The following is a 19,251-nucleotide window of genomic DNA, read 5'->3' as shown; positions in this document are numbered from 1 at the left end:
CAGTGCATGCTCGGCGTAGCCCGCAGAGGCCGTGCGGAGATTCGACGGCGCCGTCGTCTCGGGTGTCAGATGCTGCTGTCGACGCCGGGACGGTCGAGGCGGAGGGGATAGTCAGCTGCCCCACTGGCCGGCCTCGGCATGGAAGACCTGCTCGATTCGCTCGACGTCGGTGGCGAGGTCATTGCCGGTGTCCCAACGCAGGCATGCCTCCTCCAGGCTGACCGCGGCGTCGACGTACAACTTCGCTGTCGGGGCGAAACCGATGAGCGCCTCGAATGCGGTCACCGAACCCGCGAGGGAAGCCAGCAAAGCAGCAACCAGGCCGGCTGCGGTCCGGCCGCCTCCGTCCGCGAACTGACTGACCGCTCCCGCCATGGGGGCCAAGCCGAGCAGCGTGTTACGCACGATGATGGCCTGTTGATTCGCACGGGTGTACTCGTCGACCCGGTTGCGGTAATACGTCAACTGACCGGCGATACGCACGCTCTTGTACACGGCGCGGACAGCCGTATCCCGGTCAGTCACTGCGGCTCCCGTCCTGCCTTGACGGCCAGCACGGCTCGTCGCAGCACCACCGCACGATCCTGGCCGGTATACGGACCGGTCCGTGTCAGGTACTGGAAGTACATGGCACGAAGCCGTTCCGCGCGAATTCGAGCATCGAGGAAGGCACTCAACGACGCCCGTTCCCTGGGCCACTTGCTGCTGGTGGAGAGCAGAACACCGACAACCGCCAGCAGGAAGCCGGGCCACCGCTGACCGGGCAGCAAGGCCTGGACGCCGCCCAGCGCGGTGAGCACGGCCGAACCACCCAGAACCGTCACATGCTGCCTCCGATGCGCGTTCTGCTCGCACAGCGCCTTGCGGTCGTAGGCGTCGAAGACAGGCCTCACCACCTGGTCCAGTTCAGTGATGTCCTCGGCCAGCTGACACCAGGTACGTGACGGCGGCGCTGACATCGTCGGGCTCGAATGGTAACGAGGGGTCGGGCCGTCCACGCGACCCTGTTGATCGATCCCAGGGCTACGGCGGCGTCTGGCCCGCATCCGTACCGAGCTGCCGACGGATCTTTGCTCCGGACGGCGGGTCGGTAATTCTTGCCAGGGTCTGGCCGCCGCCGATGTCAGGCGGGGCGTCAACCAACACGTCCACCCTCGGTCGACGACGCCAGGAAGACTCGCGCCGCCGCCGACCGGGGTGTACGTCGAACTCCCGTTCTTTCCCCGATGGTCGTCAGCCGCAGATCAGGTCTTCGAGCAGTGCCATCTGCCGCTGTATGACCGCCAGTGCCCGGTCCGGGTCGGCGAGCTCGGTGGCCACGTACACGACCGTCGAGCGGTGCCCGTCCGGGGCGACCGCGGCGAGGGTGCTCATCCCGGGCATGGAGCCGACGTGTGCCCAGGAGCCGCCGCACCGGTTGGGTATCCACATGATGCCCAGCCCGTAGCGGATGCCGGGCCGGATTACCCGGAACTCGTCGGCCAGCACGGTCTGGTGCAGCTCGGCCATCTGTCTCGGCCGCAAAAGCTGGCCGCGCGCCATCGCCTGCCAGAAGCGGGCGAGGTCGGTGGTGGTGCTGACCAGGCCGCCGGCCGAGGCCGTGACGGTCGGGTTGAAGACGGTTGTGTCGACCAGTGGCCCTCCTGGCGCGAACTGCCGGTACCCCTCGGCGTGGGGCTGGGGCAGGGTCGGCCGGTCGCCGGGGTAGAACGTATGGGTCAGGTGCAGCGGCATCAGGATCCGGGAGCGTACCTCGGTGTACCACAGGTGTCCGGAGACCCGTTTGATGAGCATCCCGGCCAGGAGGTAGTTGGTGTTCGAGTAGCTCCAGTGCGTGCCGGCGGGGAACAGTGGCGGGTGCCGCATCGCGTCCGCCACTAGCTGCGACTCGGTGTAGTGGTCGAAGCGGTGCGCCAGGAACTCGTCGGCCGACTGCAGCGCGGCGAGGCCGGCGGCGGGGTCGTAGAGGCCGCTGGTTTGCTGCAGTACCTGGCGTACGGTGACCTGCCGGCCGTCGTTGCCGTTGCCGTTGACGACACCGGGCAGCCAGCGTTCGATCGGGTCGTCCAGCCCGATCCGGTCCTCGCCGACGAGTTGGAGCAGCACCACCGACACGAACGTCTTCGTGGTGCTGCCGATCCGGAAGTACCCGTTGACGGGCATCGGCGTGCCGGTGTCCAGGTCGGCTACGCCGCTGCGGGCCACGGTCACCCGGTTCCCGTCGCGAACCTGGCTCTGCGTCCCGGATACGCCGAGGCGGTGCAGATCGTCGAGGCCGTGCTGGAGCACCGTGGCCGTGGACCGGTGATCCGGGGCGGGCGGTGCGGCTGACCCGGCTCCACCGCCGGCTGCCGCGGCCAGCACCGCGCCAGCCATCACGGCCGCCACGGCCCTCCGCCACCTCACCGTCCTCTGGACTGCGGAACGTGCGCTCACATCGAGCTCCTTACGGGAAAAGGGAATGTGCCCAAATTGTAAGAAGAGCTTCGATGTCTGCACTAACCGGAAAACCCGTAACCCGACATGGGGGCTAGCCCCCATTACGCGACAAAGAAGACCGCGAAGCCGACGCGATACAACTGCCGACAGACCCATGTCCGGCAGCGGCTCACAAAGCAATTGCGATCCTCGCAAGATCACTGGCAGCCTGACGCCGAGGATGGTTCGTGCGATCCTGGCCGTTTAGGTTTGGTTCAGAGGTCAGGATTGCTGGTCACCGTCCTGTGTCGACGATGGCCGAGGTCGGCGAGAACAGGCCCGGCTCGGTCTCGGTGGGGTGCAGCCGGAGGCCGCCCTCGAGCGCTGTGACCAGGATGGCCCACTGTTCGTCGTTGCGGCCATCTCCTGCCGGCCGGCGACGCCCGGGCCGGGGGAGCGGGCGACCCCTCATCATCTTGGATGATGTGTGCGGTGTGTGCCTCCAGCGGATGCCAACCGGGGTCAACCGGTGCCAACGCGGGCCACTGCGGCCGACCGCCGATCGCAAACCGGGGCTCGTGTGCTCAGGGTGTGGTCCTGGGCTGGGAGAACGGCGGTTTCGGTGACGTGGGTGAACGTGGGCCACTCCTGCCACCCCAGGTGAACGCCCAGGTCGCGAGACTAGGCGCAGCGGGGTCGCAGACGGCGGGATCAGGGGACCGGTTGGCGTCAGCGGCTGCCATGCCGCGTCACGGACAACCGGAAGCGCTTCCTGTGGCACTTCCGTTACGTCGACGCGCCGCTCCGTCACATTGATGCTCATCACCTTTGTTGCCGTCGGGATGTCTTGTTGTGCCGTGATGGGCCCGTTTAGCCTGGGCGCGTGCTCGAAGGTCAACGGGGGGCATATGCAGCTGGGGATTCGGCTTTTGGGCAACGTAGAGCTGAGCGTGGACGGCCGGGCCGTCACCCCGGGTGCGGGGAACCGACGGGCGGTTCTCGCTGGGCTCGCGCTGGCGGCGAATCGGTCCGTGTCGTTGAGGCGGCTGGCCGAGGTCGTCTGGGCCGACACCCCACCGGCGTCCGCTGTGGCGAATCTCCGTTCGCACGCAGCCGGGCTTCGCCGGGTGCTGGGTGATCGGTTGGTCGCGCGCCCGAACGCGTACGAGTTGCAACTGGCGCCGCACGAGCTGGACGTCATCGAGTTCCAGCGGCTGGCAGAAGAAGGTCGCAGCCGGCTGGCCACCGAGGATCCGATGGGCGCCATTCCGACGCTCACCGCAGCACTAGCGCAGTGGCGTGGCGCGGCCGGCGACGGCCTGCCGCGCGGCACCGCGCTGGACAATCGTTGGGCGAGTCTGGATGAGGAACGGCTCCAAGTCTTCGAGGAGCTGGCTGAGGCGCGGTTGGCGGTAGGGAGGCACGGCGACCTGCTGTCCGAGCTGCGCGAACACCTGGCGGCCCACCCGCTGCGGGAGCGGGCGTGGGGGCAATTGATGCTCGCACTGTACCGATGCGGAGACGTTCCGGCCGCACTTGCCGCCTATCGGGAGGCGCACGCGACGATCGGCGAGCAGCTCGGCATCGAGCCAGGTGAGGAAATGGACGTTCTGCACCGGTCGATACTCAGCAGGGCGCCCGAAGTTTCGTACCCCCCGCCGCGCGCTGCGATCGTCAAGGCGCCGACGTCGGCCGTCGAGTCCAGGTTCGACGGTGTCATTGGCTGGACCACGCCGCGTGAACTCCCGGCGGACGTGGTCACCTTTGTCGGCCGTACTGCGGAGACCGCAGAGGTTGTGACGACGGTGACCACCGCTACCCCGGCCGTCATGGTCGTCACCGGCCCGGCCGGCAGCGGCAAGACGGCGGTCGCCGTGCGTGCCGCCCACGTGGCGGCCACCGACTTCCCCGACGGGCAGGTATTCATTGACCTCGGGTACCGGGCATCGGTGACGCCGGGCGAGGTGCTGGCCCGGGTGCTGCGCGCGCTGGGTGTCGCGCCGTCTGACGTGCCGGACGGCGCCGACGAGCGGGCCGGACGGTTCCGCTCACTTGCCGCCGGACGCCGGCTGCTGCTGGTAGTGGACGGCGTCACCCGGCCGGCCCAGGTGCGGCCGCTGCTGCCCGCCGGACCCGGTCCGGCCCTGATCGTGGTCGGTCAACGGCACCTAGGCAATCTCGACGGGGTGCATCGGGTCGCCCTCCCGCCGCTGGACGCCGCTCGGGCCCGTGACCTGCTGGCCGCCCTCGCCGGTCCGGACCGACTGGCAGCGGATCCGGACGGCACCACCGAGCTGGTCCGGCTCTGCGCGGGGTCGGTGCTCGCGCTGCGGATCGTCGGTTCGAGGCTGGCTCGGTGGCCGGGGATTTCGGTAGCGACGCTGGCCGGCCAGCTGGGGGACGGCCGGGGCCGGCTGGACCTGCTGGCCTACGAGGACCTGTCGGTGCGGGCCAGCCTGGCGACCGGTGTCGCGTTGGTTCGCTCTGAGGACGAGGTGGCCGGTCGGCTATTCGAACTGTTAGGCGCGTCCCCGGGGGCCCCAGCGGTGGTCGACCGGGCCGCCATGCAGCTCGGTGTCTCTAACGAGCGAGTGCGCAAGGCTCTTGAGGACTTGGTCGAGGCGCATCTGCTCTACCGGGACGGGCTAGGCGACTATCGACTCCCCGCACTGGTCGGGGAGTATGCCGCCGAACTGGCCGCCGGGCCGTCCCCCTCGGCGTACCAACCGATCAGCGGCACGCCCATCACTCTGCTGCCCAGATCGGCGTGAGGCCGGGTTCCTGCATCTCTTGCCCACGTTCGTGGTGGCCGAGCTGCACCTCGCGTCCAACAGCATGGAGTGACATCTCAGCACCAGGCTAGGCCAGAACTGAGCGGTGTACTGGGCCCAATCGAGCGGGCCTGGGCTGCGATATGGCCGTCATCGGGGCAGGGTGAGGTTGTCCCCCGTTATCCCGGGCGCTCCGTCGTCATGGTCACTGCTGGCTCCGCACTGACGTTCGTGCTACCGCTCAGTCGCGCCGGTCGTTGACTACCGGCGCCCACCGAGGAGCGTGGGCACTCCTACGGATCCCGGTAACGACCGTAGTCGATGTCGTGGCGATCCTCCTGCTGTCATATCCGCTGGCGAAAGCCCTGAGGCCGTGGGCGGTTTCAACATCGACAGGAATAGCACTCGCGTGCGATCGTATAGCTTCAATATAGGAGATCATGTATGACCCTTCGGGATCCTTACCCATCGTGTCTACCTGCAGACCGGAGGGTGACGGGTGAAGAAGACAGTGAGGGGTCCCCTGATCGGGGGTCTGGTGCTGGCCATGGTGGCGACGCTCGGAGGGATGGAGGTCCTACCGGACCAGGATCCCCAACGCGCCGACCAGGCGGCCAGCGCCGAGGACGAGGGCCTGCTGTCCCGGCTCGGTCGAGCGGCGGGCGGTCTGGTGGACGGTGGGCCGCGTAAGGCGAAGCCGGAGGTGGTCAGCGCCGGGCTGGCGGTGAACGAGAAGCCCCCAGCGGCGAAGAAGTGGCCGCCGCAGAAGCGGGTCAAGGAGTTGACCAGCAAGCGGACCGACAACGGCAAGGTCTACCAGCTCTCGGACGGTCGGACGCAGGCCGAGATCTCGATGGTGCCGCTGCACTACCGCGACGCCAAGGGCACGTTGCAGACCATCGACACCCGGGTCCGTCCGGTCAAGGACAAGGGCTACGTCCAGGGCAATCGGACGAACACCTTCACCAGCTTGTTCGGTGACAGCTCGGATGAGCTGGTCCGCTTTGAGCAGGGTGGGCGGAGCATCGAGCTGGGTCTGGACGGCGCGGCGAGGGGCGTGACGCCGACGGTGTCAGGCTCGACGGTGACCTACGCGGGTGTGGCGGGTGGCGCGGATGTCGTGTACGACGTCACCTCCACGGCGCTGAAGGAGAAGATCGTCCTGCGCCGGGCCCCGAGCGGACCGGTGTCGTACACGTTCACGTTGGACACGGCCGCCCTCACGGCGCAGCAGCGGGCGGACGGGTCGATCGCGTTCGTCCCGCGCGCGGGCGGCGAGCCGGCGTTCGTCATGCCGGCGCCGTTCATGTTCGACGCCAAGGACGACAAGGCGTCTCCGGTCGGGAAGGTGTGGAGCGACAAGGTCACCCAGAGGGTGAGCCAGTCCGGCGGCCGGTCGACGATCACGGTTGCCGCCGACGGTGGCTGGCTGGCCGACCCGGCGCGGGTCTACCCGGTGGTCATCGACCCGACCATCAAGGTCCAGCCGGTGCCGACGGACGCGCAGGACGTGCAAATCTACTCCGCCGACCCGGCCCACGCGTACGGGCAGGACATCACCAAGTGGCCGTTGCACGTCGGTACGTCGGGCTCGGGCAAGTGGCGCTCGCTGGTCAAGTTCGACACCAGCCTGGTTCCGGCGAACACCACGATCGACGACGCACGTCTGGAGATGTACTACTCCCAGACGCACACCGCCTGGCAGTACGACGTGCCGATCGAGGCGCGTCGGGTCACCGCCACGTGGGACGAGGACTCCGCGACCTGGGACTCGATGTACAACAAGGTCGACACCGGACCGGCGGGCAACTTCGTGACCGTCGACGACGGTAACACCGGCTCGTCGGCGCAGGGCACCTGGACGGCGTCGACGAGTCCGTTGACCTCGGAGGCGGTCGGTACTGACTATCGCGTGAACAAGGACGCGGTGACCGGGGAGGCCTACACCTGGACGCCGACCCTCACCGAAGCCGGTGACTACAAGGTCGAGGTGCACTACGTCGGCGCCTTCGACCGGACCGACACCGCCAAATACACCGTCCACTCGTCGGGCGGGAAGAGGACCGACTACACGATCGACCAGCGGACGCCCGACGAAAAGGGCGCCTGGAAGACCCTCGGCACCCACCACTTCGACGCCGGCACCACCGGCAAGGTCGTGCTCGGCGACGTTGCCAACGAGGTCGTGATCGCCGACGCCGTGCGGTTCAGCAAGCAGGGCGCGGTGAAGGACGCGGCGAAGTCCAGCGCCTGGCTGTCCTTCCCGGTGCGCAGCGTGGTGCAGCAGTGGGTCAACAAGACTCAGACCAATCACGGCTTCTCGCTGCAAGCGAAGAACGAGACGACCCTCGGCCAGGGCGGCCCGGTCTTCGAGGCGTCGGAGTACGCCTACGCCAACGACCGGCGCGACTACAACCTACCGAAGCTCGTCGTCACCTACGGCCGGCCCGGTGTGGCGGTGAACCCGCCGACGACGGTCACCTCGACCGGCGCCGTGCTCAACTGGCCCGCATACAGTGATCCGACGCCCACCACGGCCGACAACGACGACATCGTCGAGTACCAGGTGCACCGCAGCGTGCACCAGAACTACACGCCGTCCGCCACGACGCTTATCGCGCCGGTCTCGTCGAACACGCTGACGTATCAAGACACCACTGCGGTGCCGACAGCGGCGGACAACACCGACCCGATGGACCGCAAGTTCTACTACTACATGGTGGCGGTCAAGACCCGGGGCGGGCAGCTCTTCGCCGGTCCGACCCAGCCGGCGATGCTGCCGAAGGCCGGCCAGATCACCCGGATCTACCGGACCGCCGGCACGAACGCGACCGGCACCGACGGCGTCATCGACACCACGCTGTCGAAGACCCGCTCGACCGAGAACGTCGACGTCTACGACGGTGACCCGTACGTCAGTCCCGGCAACAACTCCGCCTACTACGGCGACACCCGGGGCCTGATCAAATTTCCCGCCCTGACCGGTGTCCCGACCAACGCGCAGGTGGTCGACGCCCAGCTGAGGATGTACAACACCTACCTCTACCCGGGCGAGGACCAGGACGAGTACGTCGACGTCCACAAGCTGACCACGGGCTTCGACGAAACCAAGGCGACCTGGAACACCAGCAACGGCACCACCGCGTGGCTCACCACGGGTGGCGGTGGTGACTACGATGCCAGCTGGAAGGCGAGCTTCAACGGGTTCACCAACGACCCGGAGTGGGCGAACTGGAACGTCACGCCCGCAGTGCTGGGCTGGCTCACCGCGCCCAGCAGCAACAAGGGCTTCCTGCTGCGCCAGCGGGACGAAACGAACCTGACCGCGCGGGCGATGCTGCTCTCCTCCGAGGCCGAGGAGCCGCTGCTGCGGCCGACGCTGGAGGTCACCTACCTCGAACAGACCGCCGAGTCGACCTACTACGCGGCCTCCACCCCCGCGCTGGCCACCGCGAACTCCACCTACACGGTGCCCGTCACCCTGTCGAACCCGACCCTGGCGGCCTGGAACCCCACCGACTGGGAACTGGCCTACGACTGGAAGCGGGCCGACGGCACCACGGACGGCGCCGACGCCAACTACGAGCTGAAGACGCCGCTGCCCAAGAGCATCCCGGCCGGTGGCACAGTCGACGTGACCGCGCAGCTGAAGACCCCGCCATCGTCGACGGAGGGGAACAAGCGCACCGACTACGTGCTGCAGTGGGACCTGCGCAACAAGCTGACCGGCAAGAAGCTGTCGGAGACCGTCCCGGCGATCCAACCGCTGCCGCAGAACGTCGCGGTGGAGGAGCCGACCTCCGACCAGTTGGGTCTGGAAAAGTTCTACTCGTACGCGGGGAAGAACACCGGCGCCGGCGGCGCCCTGATGAACAATCTGTACGCCGGCAACACTGTCTGGTCGTACAACGCGTTCAACAACCCGTCGCGGGGCCTGTCGACGTTCGTCCGGGTGTCCTACAACTCGCTAGACACCACCGACAGCGTCGCCGGCTACGGCTGGTCCCTGCAAGCGTCGTCGATGATGCGCCTCGGAACTCCGCTGGACTTCCACCCCAACCCGAACCCCACCAAGATCACCCTGACCGACGGCGACGGCACCAGCCACTGGTTCACCTGGGACGCCACGGCCAACGAGTGGAAGAGCCCCAAGGGCGTCCACCTCTACCTGGAGAAGGTCACCAGCCTCAACTGCAAGGCCAACACGCAGGAGCCGCAGGCATGGCGGTTGACCCGGCCGGACCGCACGCAGTTCTACTACGACTGCGACGGCTTCCTGACTAGCGTGGTGGACAACAACCAGAACGAGATGCGCTTCACCTACGAGGAGCGCAAGTCCAACAACAAGCCGACCAAGTTCCTCAAGTACATCACCGACTCGACGGGCCGCGAGACCCTAAAGATTGAGTATTACGCCAAGGGCCAGACGTACGACTACATCGACGACACCACCTGGGACCGGGTGTCCGGGGCGGCCAACCTGACCAACCCCAAGATCATCGATCACGTCTCGCAGATCACCGACATCTCTGGTCGCAAAATCACCTTCGCCTACACCGACAAGGGTCTGCTGGGTGAGCTGATCGACGGCGCCGGGTCGACCAACGGTGCCCCGAAGACGTTCAAGTTCGCCTACGACATGACGCAGGGCAACAAGAACGTCAAGTTGGTCAAGGTCACCGACCCACGCGGCAACTCCACCGCCCTGACCTACCACTACCCGCAAACCGGCGACGACCCGAAGTGGCACTGGCGGACCAAGTACTACACCGACCGGCTCGACGACCTCAACTTGACCCAGTTCGCCTACGTCGACCCGGACGCCACCAACAACATCCGCACCACCGTCACCGACGCGGAGAACCGGGCCAGCGTCTCCCTGATGGACGGCTACGGCCGGCCCATCGAGACCACCAATGCCAAAAACCAGAAGATGGCCCTGACCTGGGATGACGACCACAACGTCACCCAGCTTCGGGAGGACAATGGCGCGGTTTCCACCTGGGCGTACGACGCTAGGACCGGTTACCCAACCGTGATCAAGGACGCCGAGGCGGTGGCCAACGGTACGGCGGGCAGCATCCTGACCTACCAGCGGCAGCTCAACGGATACGTCGCCGACCTGGTCGAGAAGACCAGCCCACAGGGCCGTAAGTGGACCTTCGGCTACGAGACCGACGGCGACCTGTCCTGGGTCGTCGATCCGATGGGCAACACCACGACGGACCCGGACGACTACAAGACGTCCTACACGTACGACGCCTGGGGCCAGCAGCTGACCACGACCGACGCGAACGACAACACCTCGGTCAACAGCGACTTCGACCCGAACGGCTACCCGCAGACGATCGCGGACGCGGAGACTCGGGCCACGAAGTTCGTCTACGACGTGCGCGGAAACGTACTCAAGGTCACCGATGCACTGGAACACGACATCACCCAGACGTACGACACGTTCGGTCGTCCGCTGGAGAAGAGGATGGCCAAGAACCAGGCCGCCGGTGAGTGGATCATCGCCCCCGCTCCGAGTTACGACGAGAACGACAACGTCTACGAGTCGTACACCCCGACCGGTGCCGTGATGAAGGCGTCCTACGACAAGGCCGACCAGCTCGCGTACACCCTGGCTCCTGTCGACAAGGCGGGTGACCCGGAGCGGCGGACCTCCTACACCTACGACAAGACCGGTCACCTGCTGACCGCCACGGAGCCGAAGGGCAGCCTGACCGCCACGGCCGGGGACTACACCACCACCAAGGCGTACGACGAGATCTACCAGCTCACCAGCGTCACCAACGCCGAGGGCCAGAAGATCTCCTACGAATACGACAATGTCGGAAACGTCAAGAAGGTGGTTGATCCGCGGAAGAACGCCACCGCGGACGCCCTCGACTACAGCACCCTGCTCGACTACGACAAGGCGCACCGGCTCATAAGGACCACGGATGCCGCGGGCAAGTCGACGAGCCAGACCTACGACCGGGACGGCCTCGTCGTCACGACGACCGACAAGCTCGGCAATATCACCGAGGCCACCCTCGACCCCCGAGGCAAGCCGAGCCAGGTGAAGGTTCCGCACAAGAACGACGCAGGCACCATCACCTACCGCACAACGAAGTACGAGTACGACGAGGTCGGCAACCAGACCAGGGTGATCAGCCCGCGGGGCGTGGACACCACCGACGACCCGAACGACTTCGCCACGGAGAAGGTCTACGACAAGCTCAACCGGGTCGAGGAGACCCGTACCGCCTACGACATGGACGACGCCCGAATCACGAAGGCGGACGCCACCATATACAAGTACGACGAGGTGGGACGGCTCGCGCTCTTGTCGGCGCCGCCGTCGGCGGGTGAGGCGGTCCGTAACGACACCACGTACACGTACTTCGACAACGGCTGGACGAAGTCCAGCAGCGACCCGTGGGACATCGTCACTTCCTACGAGTACAACGACCTCGGCGCCCAGACCAGGCGGACGCTGACCCCGGCCGGTGAGAACCCGTCGAGTTCGACGGCGAACCGGATGATGACCTGGAGCTACTACCCCGACGGCAAGCTGAGCTCCCGCTCCGACAACGGGGTGCCGTTCGGTAAGCAGGTGGTGTTGGTCGACAACTCCGACTTCAACAACACCACCGCCGCCGGCACCTGGACCGCGGGCAACACGGCGGGCGACAGGCATGGGACCAACTACGTCACCCGACCCGCAGGGACTGGCGCGAACACCTTCACCTGGCAGCTGAACGTGCCGCAGGCCGGCACGTACCAGGTCTTCGCCCGCTACCCGACGGTCACCGGCGCGGCCACCGACGCGAAGTACACGGTGAGCCACGGCAGCGGCGATACGCCGCGGACGGTCAACCAGTCCACGGGCGCCGGCACCTGGGTCAGCCTCGGCTCGTACAGCTTCACCGAGGGCAACAGCCACAAGGTGTCGCTGTCGGACCAGGCCACCGGCATGGTCGTCGCGGACGCGGTCAAGCTGGTCCGTGACAACAGCGGTGAGCCGGACGACGAGCAGAAGGACTACCGCTACTGGTACGACCCCAACGGGAACCTCGAGACCGTCACTGACTCGTCCCCGGGTGCCCGCGTCGACAACTACGCCATCGAGTACACGGCGCTGAACCAGGTGCAGAAGGTCACCGAAAGTAAGTCCGGTACGGCCAAGAACACCACCTCGTACACCTACAACGAGAACGGCGCACCGCTAACCACCACCCACGACAAGGAGTACTCGGCCTTCGAGTACGACGCGCGAGACCTGGTTTCGAAGGTCACCAACGGTAAGTCGCCCACCGACACCGACAAGAAGGTCTCCACCCTCACCTACACCGACCGCGGCGAGACGCTGAGAGAGACCAAGGGCAACGGCAACACCGTCGACTACACGTACTACCTCGACGGGCTGGTCAAAGACCAGGTCGAGAAGAAGCCCAACGGGGTGGTCGTCTCCGAGCACTCCATGTCCTACGACCCGAACGGCAACCGCACAAAGGACGTCAACAAGAAGATGCGCGCGGACAATCACTCCGCGTACATCCTCAACACCACCGAGAACGCCTACGACCCGCGTGACCGGCTGGGGTCGGTGACCAAGACCGGTGATGTGTCGGGGACGGAGACCTACGTCCACGACGCCAACAACAACGTCATCAGCCAGACCGTCAAGAACGTCACGACGGCCTACAACTACGACCGGAACCGTCTCCTCACAGCAGAGACGAACGGGGTCAAGTCGTCCTACAACTACGACCCGTTCGGTCGGCTGGATACCGTCACCTCCGCCGGAACCGTCATCGAGCGCAGCGTCTACGACGGCTTCGACCACGTCGTCGAGAAGCGGACGAAGAACGGCACGGCCACGTCCGTCACGAAGTACACGTTCGACCCGATGGACCGGACGACCACCAAGACCACGGACGTCGGCGGCGCCAAGGAGAAGGTCACCACCTTCAACTACCTCGGTCTTTCCTCGGAGGTGCTGAACGAGGAGGTGGCCGGCAAGGTTGCCAAGTCGTACCAGTACTCGCCGTGGGGACAGCGCCTGTCCCAGGTCACGCACAAGGAAGACGGCAGCGAGGAAGACGCCTACTTCGGCTACAACCCGCACACCGATGTCGAGCAGGTGACCGACGAGGCCGGCGACACGAAGGCAACGTACGGCTACACGGCGTACGGCAAGAACAACGAGGCCGAGTTCACGGGCATCGACAAGCCGGACACCGCGGACCCGACGAAGGAGCCGTACAACGCCTACCGCTTCAACGCGAAGCGCTGGGACCAGGCGTCCGGCGACTACGACATGGGCTTCCGCAACTACAGCCCCAACCTGAACCGGTTCCTGTCGCGGGACAGCTACAACGGAGCTTTGGCCGACATGAACCTCGGCACGGACCCCTGGAACGCCAACCGCTACGCCTTCGGCGGTGGCAACCCGATCAGCAGCGTGGAGATTGACGGCCACATCAGTCTCGGTGGGGTCTGGGGCGACATCAAGGACGCCGTCAAGGGCGTCGGCAAGAGCGTCGTGAAGGGCCGGGGAAACCCTGCCATGACGGTCTTCCGGCTCTTCGCCGACATCCTCCTCGATGCCAGCCCTGCCGGCTCCACCAACCAGGAGAGCGCCATCGGCGACAAGCCCAACTACAAGCTGGGCCTGTTCGCCACCCCGGACCGGAAGGTCGAGTGGCGGCCGGGGGACACGACGGCGCCGCGGTACGCGCAGGACTGCAAGAACACTGGGCAGAACTGGGTCTACTACAAGCCGCTCGACCACTACGGCCGAGCGAGCGGGGTCACGGCCTGCCTCAACGCCACCGGCTTCAACTACGAAGAGGACGGGGAACTGGTCAAGAAGGGTGTGCCGGACACCAAGATCGTGGGATCGTCCCCGCCGTGGCCGCAGAGTACCCCCGGCTTCTGGGAGAACGCCCCGAAGGGGTGGACCCTGGGGGCGGATCCCAAGCTACAGCGCGGTCACCTGCTCGCCCGGCAACTTGGTGGCGTCGGTGACGATCGCCGAAACCTGGTGCCGATGTACGCCTACGCCAACAGTCCGGTCATGAGAGGTTTCGAGAACCAGATCGCGGCCTCCATCAAAGCGGGGAACACCGTGTACTTCCACGCGGTGCCCAACTACACAGGTGACGGTCCGATCCCGACTAGCATCACCCTCCAGGCGTGGACCACCCAGGGGGCACAGGTGGTGAACACCACCATCCCCAATGTCCCTGGTCCGTGAACTGCTGAGGCAAAGGAACGAAAATGAATTGGACAGACCGGATCGTGGACGCGACCGGGTGGCGTCGGGAGCCTCCCGGCGTCGACTGGGCCGAAGTCGAATCGGAGCTCGGGGTGACACTGCCGACCGATTACAAGGAGATTTGCCACCGCTTCGGGCCGGGATCGTTCTCGGCATACCTGTACGTTCTGCCGCCGACCGCCGATCAAGGTTCGACGTCACTGCTCGGGACATGGCGGAGGTATCGGCAGGACAACCGCGAGGGCGACATGATCGAGCAGTTCCTCGCGCCCTACGGCCTGTATGAGCCGGACAGGGGTCCGGGTCTGATCCGCTGGGCTTCGGACCAGACCGAGGGCGAGTACTTCTGGCTTGCTGACCGCTCGGTGGGGTCCGACCGGTGGCCGCTGATCGTCCGAAAGGACCCGCTGGAGCCGTGGCGCCGGCTCGACATGTCCGTCGCGGAATTCGTCTATCGAGTGATTGCGGATCCAGAATTCAAGCCCTTCACGGTCGCCGATCCGCCGCGGCGGGCGTTCTATCTGCCAGCCGGACAGACCATCTCCAGCCCCGAGGAGTGGGAGGCCCTCACCAACCCGGACCGAGAGAGCTGACCGTGTCAGCGCCCTCCGAGCTGGGACGGAACCTGCAGAGGTTCGCATCGTTCCGGCTCGGAGGGCGCGCACTCCGGACTTCAAGTTCCGCTGGCCATGGATTTGTAGGGGACAAAGCTGACATGATCACAGCCGTGCGGAAGATCGCCGTCCTGATGGGACTCGTTCTCTCCCTGACCGCCTGCGCATCTCTTGGTGATGGCGCCCGAGACAAGCGCTACGAGGTCAACTCCCCCACGATGGAGCCGACGATCAGGAAAGGGTCGACGGTCGGCGTCGACGTGGTGAAGCCGGGCGATTATCAGCCGCGCACAGGTGACGTCGTCATGTTCAATCCACCGGACAGCTATGGCTGGAATCCCGATGGGCGGCCACGGATTCTGCGAGTGGCGGCCGTCCCCGGTGACACGATCGCCTGTTGCGATGCCCAAGGCTGGCTCATCCGTAACGGAACCGCGCAGCACGAGCCCTACATCCAGATAGACGGCGCACCGACACAGTTCCAACCCATTACCGTGCCGCCCGGCGAGATCTATCTCCTCGGCGACTACCGGGGCGTGGCGAACGACTCCTCACAGAATGGATCGGTCCCGGCGGAAAACGTGATCGGCGTTGTGAAGCCCTGAGCAGGCAGGCCGATCGCCCGACAATGAGCCATTTTCATGAACGCCGACAACCACGGCGTCTATCCAGGGCCCCGGAGTGGTCCGCGAATGTCCGGTTGGTCATGGGATGCCGTGGAGGGCGAGGCAGGGCCCCGGAGTGGTCCGCGAATGTCCGGTTGGTCATGGGATGCCGTGGAGGGCGAGGGCGGCGGCGGGGTTGGTGTGGGCGCGGCGTGCGCTGGCGGTGTTCGCCCAGCCTGCGAGGCGGATGGTGCCGCGGACGATGTCGCGGAGGGCGGCCATGACGGTGGGGGTGTTGTGGGTGCGGACCTGGCTGGCGTCTTCGCCGAAGGTGACGTCTCGGATCCAGTGCACGCTGTTCTCGATGGTCCAGTGGTCGCGGGCCCAGGCGGCGATCTCCTCGGGTCGGGCCTGGTGGGTGGGCAGGTCGGTGATCGCGTAGACGACTTCGATGGTCCACGTCTTCGTGTCTGGCCGGCGGCGTCTGCGGCGGATCCGTACGACCTGCCGGGCGTGGGGAAACAGCAGGTCGTCCACGGTGACGACCTGAACCTCGCGGATCTCGTGGCGGCCGTGGCCGCGGTTGGTCTGGCGGTGCAGGACCGGCACCTGCTTCCAGGGCAGGGCCCGCAGTTGCGCGGCGAGGGTGGGTTGGTTGTCCTTGACGGTGAACAGGTAGTGGGCGTGGCGCTGCTCGACGAGGTAGACGGCGTGGGCGCGTTGGGCGTGGAGGGCGTCCACGGTGATCACCGTGTCGGTGAGGTCTGCGTCGGAGATCTGGTCCAGCAGGGGCGCGAATTCCGGTATTTCGTTGGTCTTCGCGCCGATCTCGCGGGCGGCGACGGTGACCGCGTCGCTGTGGCGTACGGCGGACAGGATGAACACCTGGCTGCCGTCGGGGCGTTTGGCTCCGCGTAGGCACTTGCCGTCCACCGCGATGGCGGCGCGGCGGGGCGGGTTGGCTGCGGCGGAGCGGTGAGCGCGACGCTGTTCCCGCTCACCGACACCGTCCGGGGTGAGCGGGGTGGGCCCGGGTCGGGCCAGCGTGGCCAGATGCCCGTACCCGGCGGCGGTCAGATCAACCGGGTCGACCCTGCCGTAGGCATCACGCAGTGTCCGCTCGTCCGGAACCCGGTACCGGCCGGTGAACGGGTCGAACGGGCAGCCCAGCTGGCCCAGTTCCCGCTGGTCGCAGCGCCGCACCCACTCCGCGATCGCGGTCAGCGAGTTGTGGCCGACCGAACTCATCGCGCACACCCCGATCGCCAGCAACGTCGCCAGCCGGTACCGCACACCACGAGGATCACGAGGGTCGACCACCTGACCCAACCGGTCGAGCAGCCCCTCCACCCCGGCCAGCGGGGCACCGACAGGGACAGCCGCGGCGCGATCCGCCGACGGCATAGGCGATGATGACATAGCGGGCACGACACCTCTGCCGATCGTGAAGTCTAGACACCTCCATGATCCACATGTGTCGTGCTCGCCTCACACCAGCCACCGGAAACCAAAGTCAGACCAAAGAGGACATTCGCGGACTACTCCGGGGCCCTGGCCTGAGCCTCCCCAGCAGGGGCGTCGGTTAGGTCAGCGTCGGATGAGGCCGAGCTGGGTTGCGGTTGCGACGGCGGAGGTGCGGGACTCGACGCCGAGCTTGGTGTAGATGCGGGCGAGGTGGGACTTGACTGTGCCTTCGGTGAGGTGAAGACGGGAGCCGATTGCTTGGTTGGACAGGCCGTCGGCGACCAGGGTGAGGACTTCGGTCTCGCGGCGGGTCAGGGCGGTGCGGGGGTCGCGTAGCCGACTCATGAGCCGGTCGGCGACGGCGGGGGCCAGGGTGGTGCGGCCGGTGGCGGCGGTGCGTACGGCGGCGGCGAGGTCTTCAGGTGGAGCGTCTTTGAGGAGGTAGCCGGTGGCGCCGGCTTCGATGGCGGGCAGAGTGTCGGCGTCGGTGTCGTAGGTGGTGACGATCAGTACGCGGGGTGCGCCGGGGCGGGCGGTGATGGCGGCGGTGGCCTGAGCGCCGTTCATTCCTTTGCCGAATTGCAGGTCCATGAGGACGACGTCGATGTCGCCGCGGCCGGCGCGGGTGACGGCTTCCTCGGCGGTGGCGGCTTCGGCTACGACTGTGATGCCGGGTTCGGTTTCCAGTACGGCGCGCAGCCCGGCCCGGACTATGGGGTGGTCGTCGGCCAGGAGCAGGCGGATGGGCTTGTCGGTCACGAGTTTGCCTCGACGCTGTTGTCGGCGGGGGAGGCAAGGGGCAACTGGGCGGCCAGGGCGGTGCCGTGGCCTGGGGCGGATTCGACGGTAAGGGTGCCGCCGAGGGCCAGGACGCGGGCGCGCATCGCGGGCATCCCGAATCCGCCGGTCTGCGCGTCGGGCGCGGGAAGCCGGTGAGGGTCGAAGCCGTGCCCGTTGTCGATGATGTCCACGGCGACGTGGTCGCCGAGGTAGCTGAGGGTGACGTCGGCGGTGGTTGCCTCGGCGTGGCGCACGGTGTTCGCGAGGGCGGACTGGACGATGCGCAGCAGGGCCGCCTCGTGCTCGGTTGGCAGCGGCCGGGGCTCGCCGGTGAGGTGGAAACGTGCGGTGAGCCGGTGGCGAGCGCTGGTGGTGGCGCACAGTCGTTCCAGGGCGCCAGCCAAGGTCGTGTCTTCGAGGGCAAGTGGGGCGAGGGCGGCGACGAAACGGCGAGCCTCGGCGAGGTTGTCAACGGCGGCCTGGCGGGCCTGCTCGACGTAGCGGGTGGCCTTCTGCGGTGTGGAGGGCAGTGCCCGTTCAGCGGCGCGTAACAGCAGCTGGATGCTGGATAGGCCTTGAGCGAGGGTGTCGTGGATTTCCCGGGCGAGGCGCTCGCGTTCGGCGAGCACGCCGGCGGTGTGCTGTGCCGTGGCCAAGTCGGTGCGGGCCGCAATGAGCTCGTCGATCAGCTTCCGGCGCTGTTCGCTCTCGCGGTACAGGGCCTGGTACCCCCAAACCACCGCGATCGACACGGCGGCGCCGAGTGCCGGGCCGATCGCCATCGCCGGGCTGACGGAACTCTGGTGAGCGCCGAAGCCTGCGATGGCCGCCGCCGCGGTGATCACTACGGCGGCCAGGCCGCCGCGGCGTGACAGCAGGTGCAATTGCAGGAAGTAGAGCGGGAAGGCCACCCACACCGCGTCGGCCGATAGAACCAGCAGCATCAGCCACATGGCGACCACGGCGGTCAGCCATACCGCGGCGGCGCGCCGGGAGCGGCTGATGCGGGGCAGGAAAGGTCCGGCCGCGTAGACCAGCCCACACGCTGCGGCCACAGCGATGACCGCCCCGGCGTGCGGACGGCTGTCAACGACCGCCCGCCCGGCGGTCAGGGCGAGCAGGCCGACGACCAGCACGTGCACACACCAGGTCAGGGTGCGGGTGGCGGGCGTCAAGGCCGTAGCAGTCATCCTCACAGTTCTTCCAGCCTAGGCAGTCATCTCCCGGGACGGCCTCGATCAAAAGTTAGAACCGGCGTGCAGCCTTTCGACGCACCAGGAGCTGCCCTGCGCCAGACGCGGACTCAGAGGGTGCGCGGCGACGCTAGGGAC

Annotated in this window: 10 protein-coding genes; 4 read left to right on the top strand and 6 right to left on the bottom strand. The window is 66.9% G+C overall.

Annotation, left to right across the window (positions count from 1 at the left end; all coding sequences use genetic code 11):
- Positions 1–111: 111 nt before the first annotated feature.
- From ACFY29_RS25525 to ACFY29_RS25515, 3 genes are all read right to left on the bottom strand, one after another.
- Positions 112–495, bottom strand: coding sequence for a hypothetical protein (locus ACFY29_RS25525; RefSeq protein ID WP_386990209.1), 384 nt, complete (start codon positions 493–495; stop codon positions 112–114).
- 26 nt (positions 496–521) lie between these two features.
- The gene (locus ACFY29_RS25520; protein ID WP_386990207.1) at positions 522–959 is read right to left on the bottom strand and encodes a DUF4231 domain-containing protein; all 438 of its coding nucleotides are present in this window, start codon (positions 957–959) and stop codon (positions 522–524) included.
- A gap of 274 nt (positions 960–1,233) precedes the next feature.
- Positions 1,234–2,388: a serine hydrolase domain-containing protein gene (locus tag ACFY29_RS25515; RefSeq protein ID WP_386990206.1), complete on the bottom strand. Its 1,155-nt coding sequence runs from the start codon at positions 2,386–2,388 to the stop codon at positions 1,234–1,236.
- A 1,061-nt stretch (positions 2,389–3,449) separates the two neighbouring features.
- Here ACFY29_RS25515 and ACFY29_RS25510 point away from each other — a divergent pair.
- The 4 genes from ACFY29_RS25510 (at position 3,450) to lepB (ending at position 15,676) form a co-directional block, all read left to right on the top strand.
- Entirely contained in the window at positions 3,450–5,189 is a 1,740-nt protein-coding gene (locus tag ACFY29_RS25510) for a BTAD domain-containing putative transcriptional regulator (RefSeq protein ID WP_386990205.1), read from the top strand.
- Positions 5,190–5,688: 499 nt separating this feature from the next.
- A complete protein-coding gene (locus ACFY29_RS25505; RefSeq protein ID WP_386990203.1) occupies positions 5,689–14,436 on the top strand; it encodes a DNRLRE domain-containing protein in 8,748 nt (2,915 codons plus the stop codon).
- 23 nt (positions 14,437–14,459) lie between these two features.
- Positions 14,460–15,050, top strand: a complete 591-nt coding sequence (locus tag ACFY29_RS25500) for a hypothetical protein (RefSeq protein WP_386990201.1) — start codon at positions 14,460–14,462, stop codon at positions 15,048–15,050.
- Positions 15,051–15,184: 134 nt separating this feature from the next.
- Positions 15,185–15,676: a signal peptidase I gene (gene lepB, locus ACFY29_RS25495; protein WP_386990199.1), complete on the top strand. Its 492-nt coding sequence runs from the start codon at positions 15,185–15,187 to the stop codon at positions 15,674–15,676.
- A 159-nt stretch (positions 15,677–15,835) separates the two neighbouring features.
- On the opposite strand, the gene ACFY29_RS25490 is transcribed toward lepB, so the two are convergent.
- The 3 genes from ACFY29_RS25490 to ACFY29_RS25480 form a co-directional block, all read right to left on the bottom strand.
- Positions 15,836–17,080 carry an ISAs1 family transposase gene (locus ACFY29_RS25490; protein WP_386990197.1) on the bottom strand — a complete coding sequence of 415 codons (1,245 nt, stop codon included), beginning with the start codon at positions 17,078–17,080 and terminating at the stop codon, positions 15,836–15,838.
- A gap of 183 nt (positions 17,081–17,263) precedes the next feature.
- Positions 17,264–17,899, bottom strand: coding sequence for a response regulator (locus ACFY29_RS25485; protein WP_386990195.1), 636 nt, complete (start codon positions 17,897–17,899; stop codon positions 17,264–17,266).
- Positions 17,896–19,110, bottom strand: a complete 1,215-nt coding sequence (locus ACFY29_RS25480) for a sensor histidine kinase (RefSeq protein ID WP_386990193.1) — start codon at positions 19,108–19,110, stop codon at positions 17,896–17,898. Before ACFY29_RS25480 ends, ACFY29_RS25485 begins: the two co-directional genes overlap by 4 nt.
- Positions 19,111–19,251: the final 141 nt, after the last annotated feature.

It is taken from the genome of Micromonospora sp. NPDC000668 (genome assembly GCF_042897975.1).
Taxonomy (GTDB): domain Bacteria; phylum Actinomycetota; class Actinomycetes; order Mycobacteriales; family Micromonosporaceae; genus Micromonospora.
This window is presented reverse-complemented; position numbering and strand designations above follow the sequence as displayed.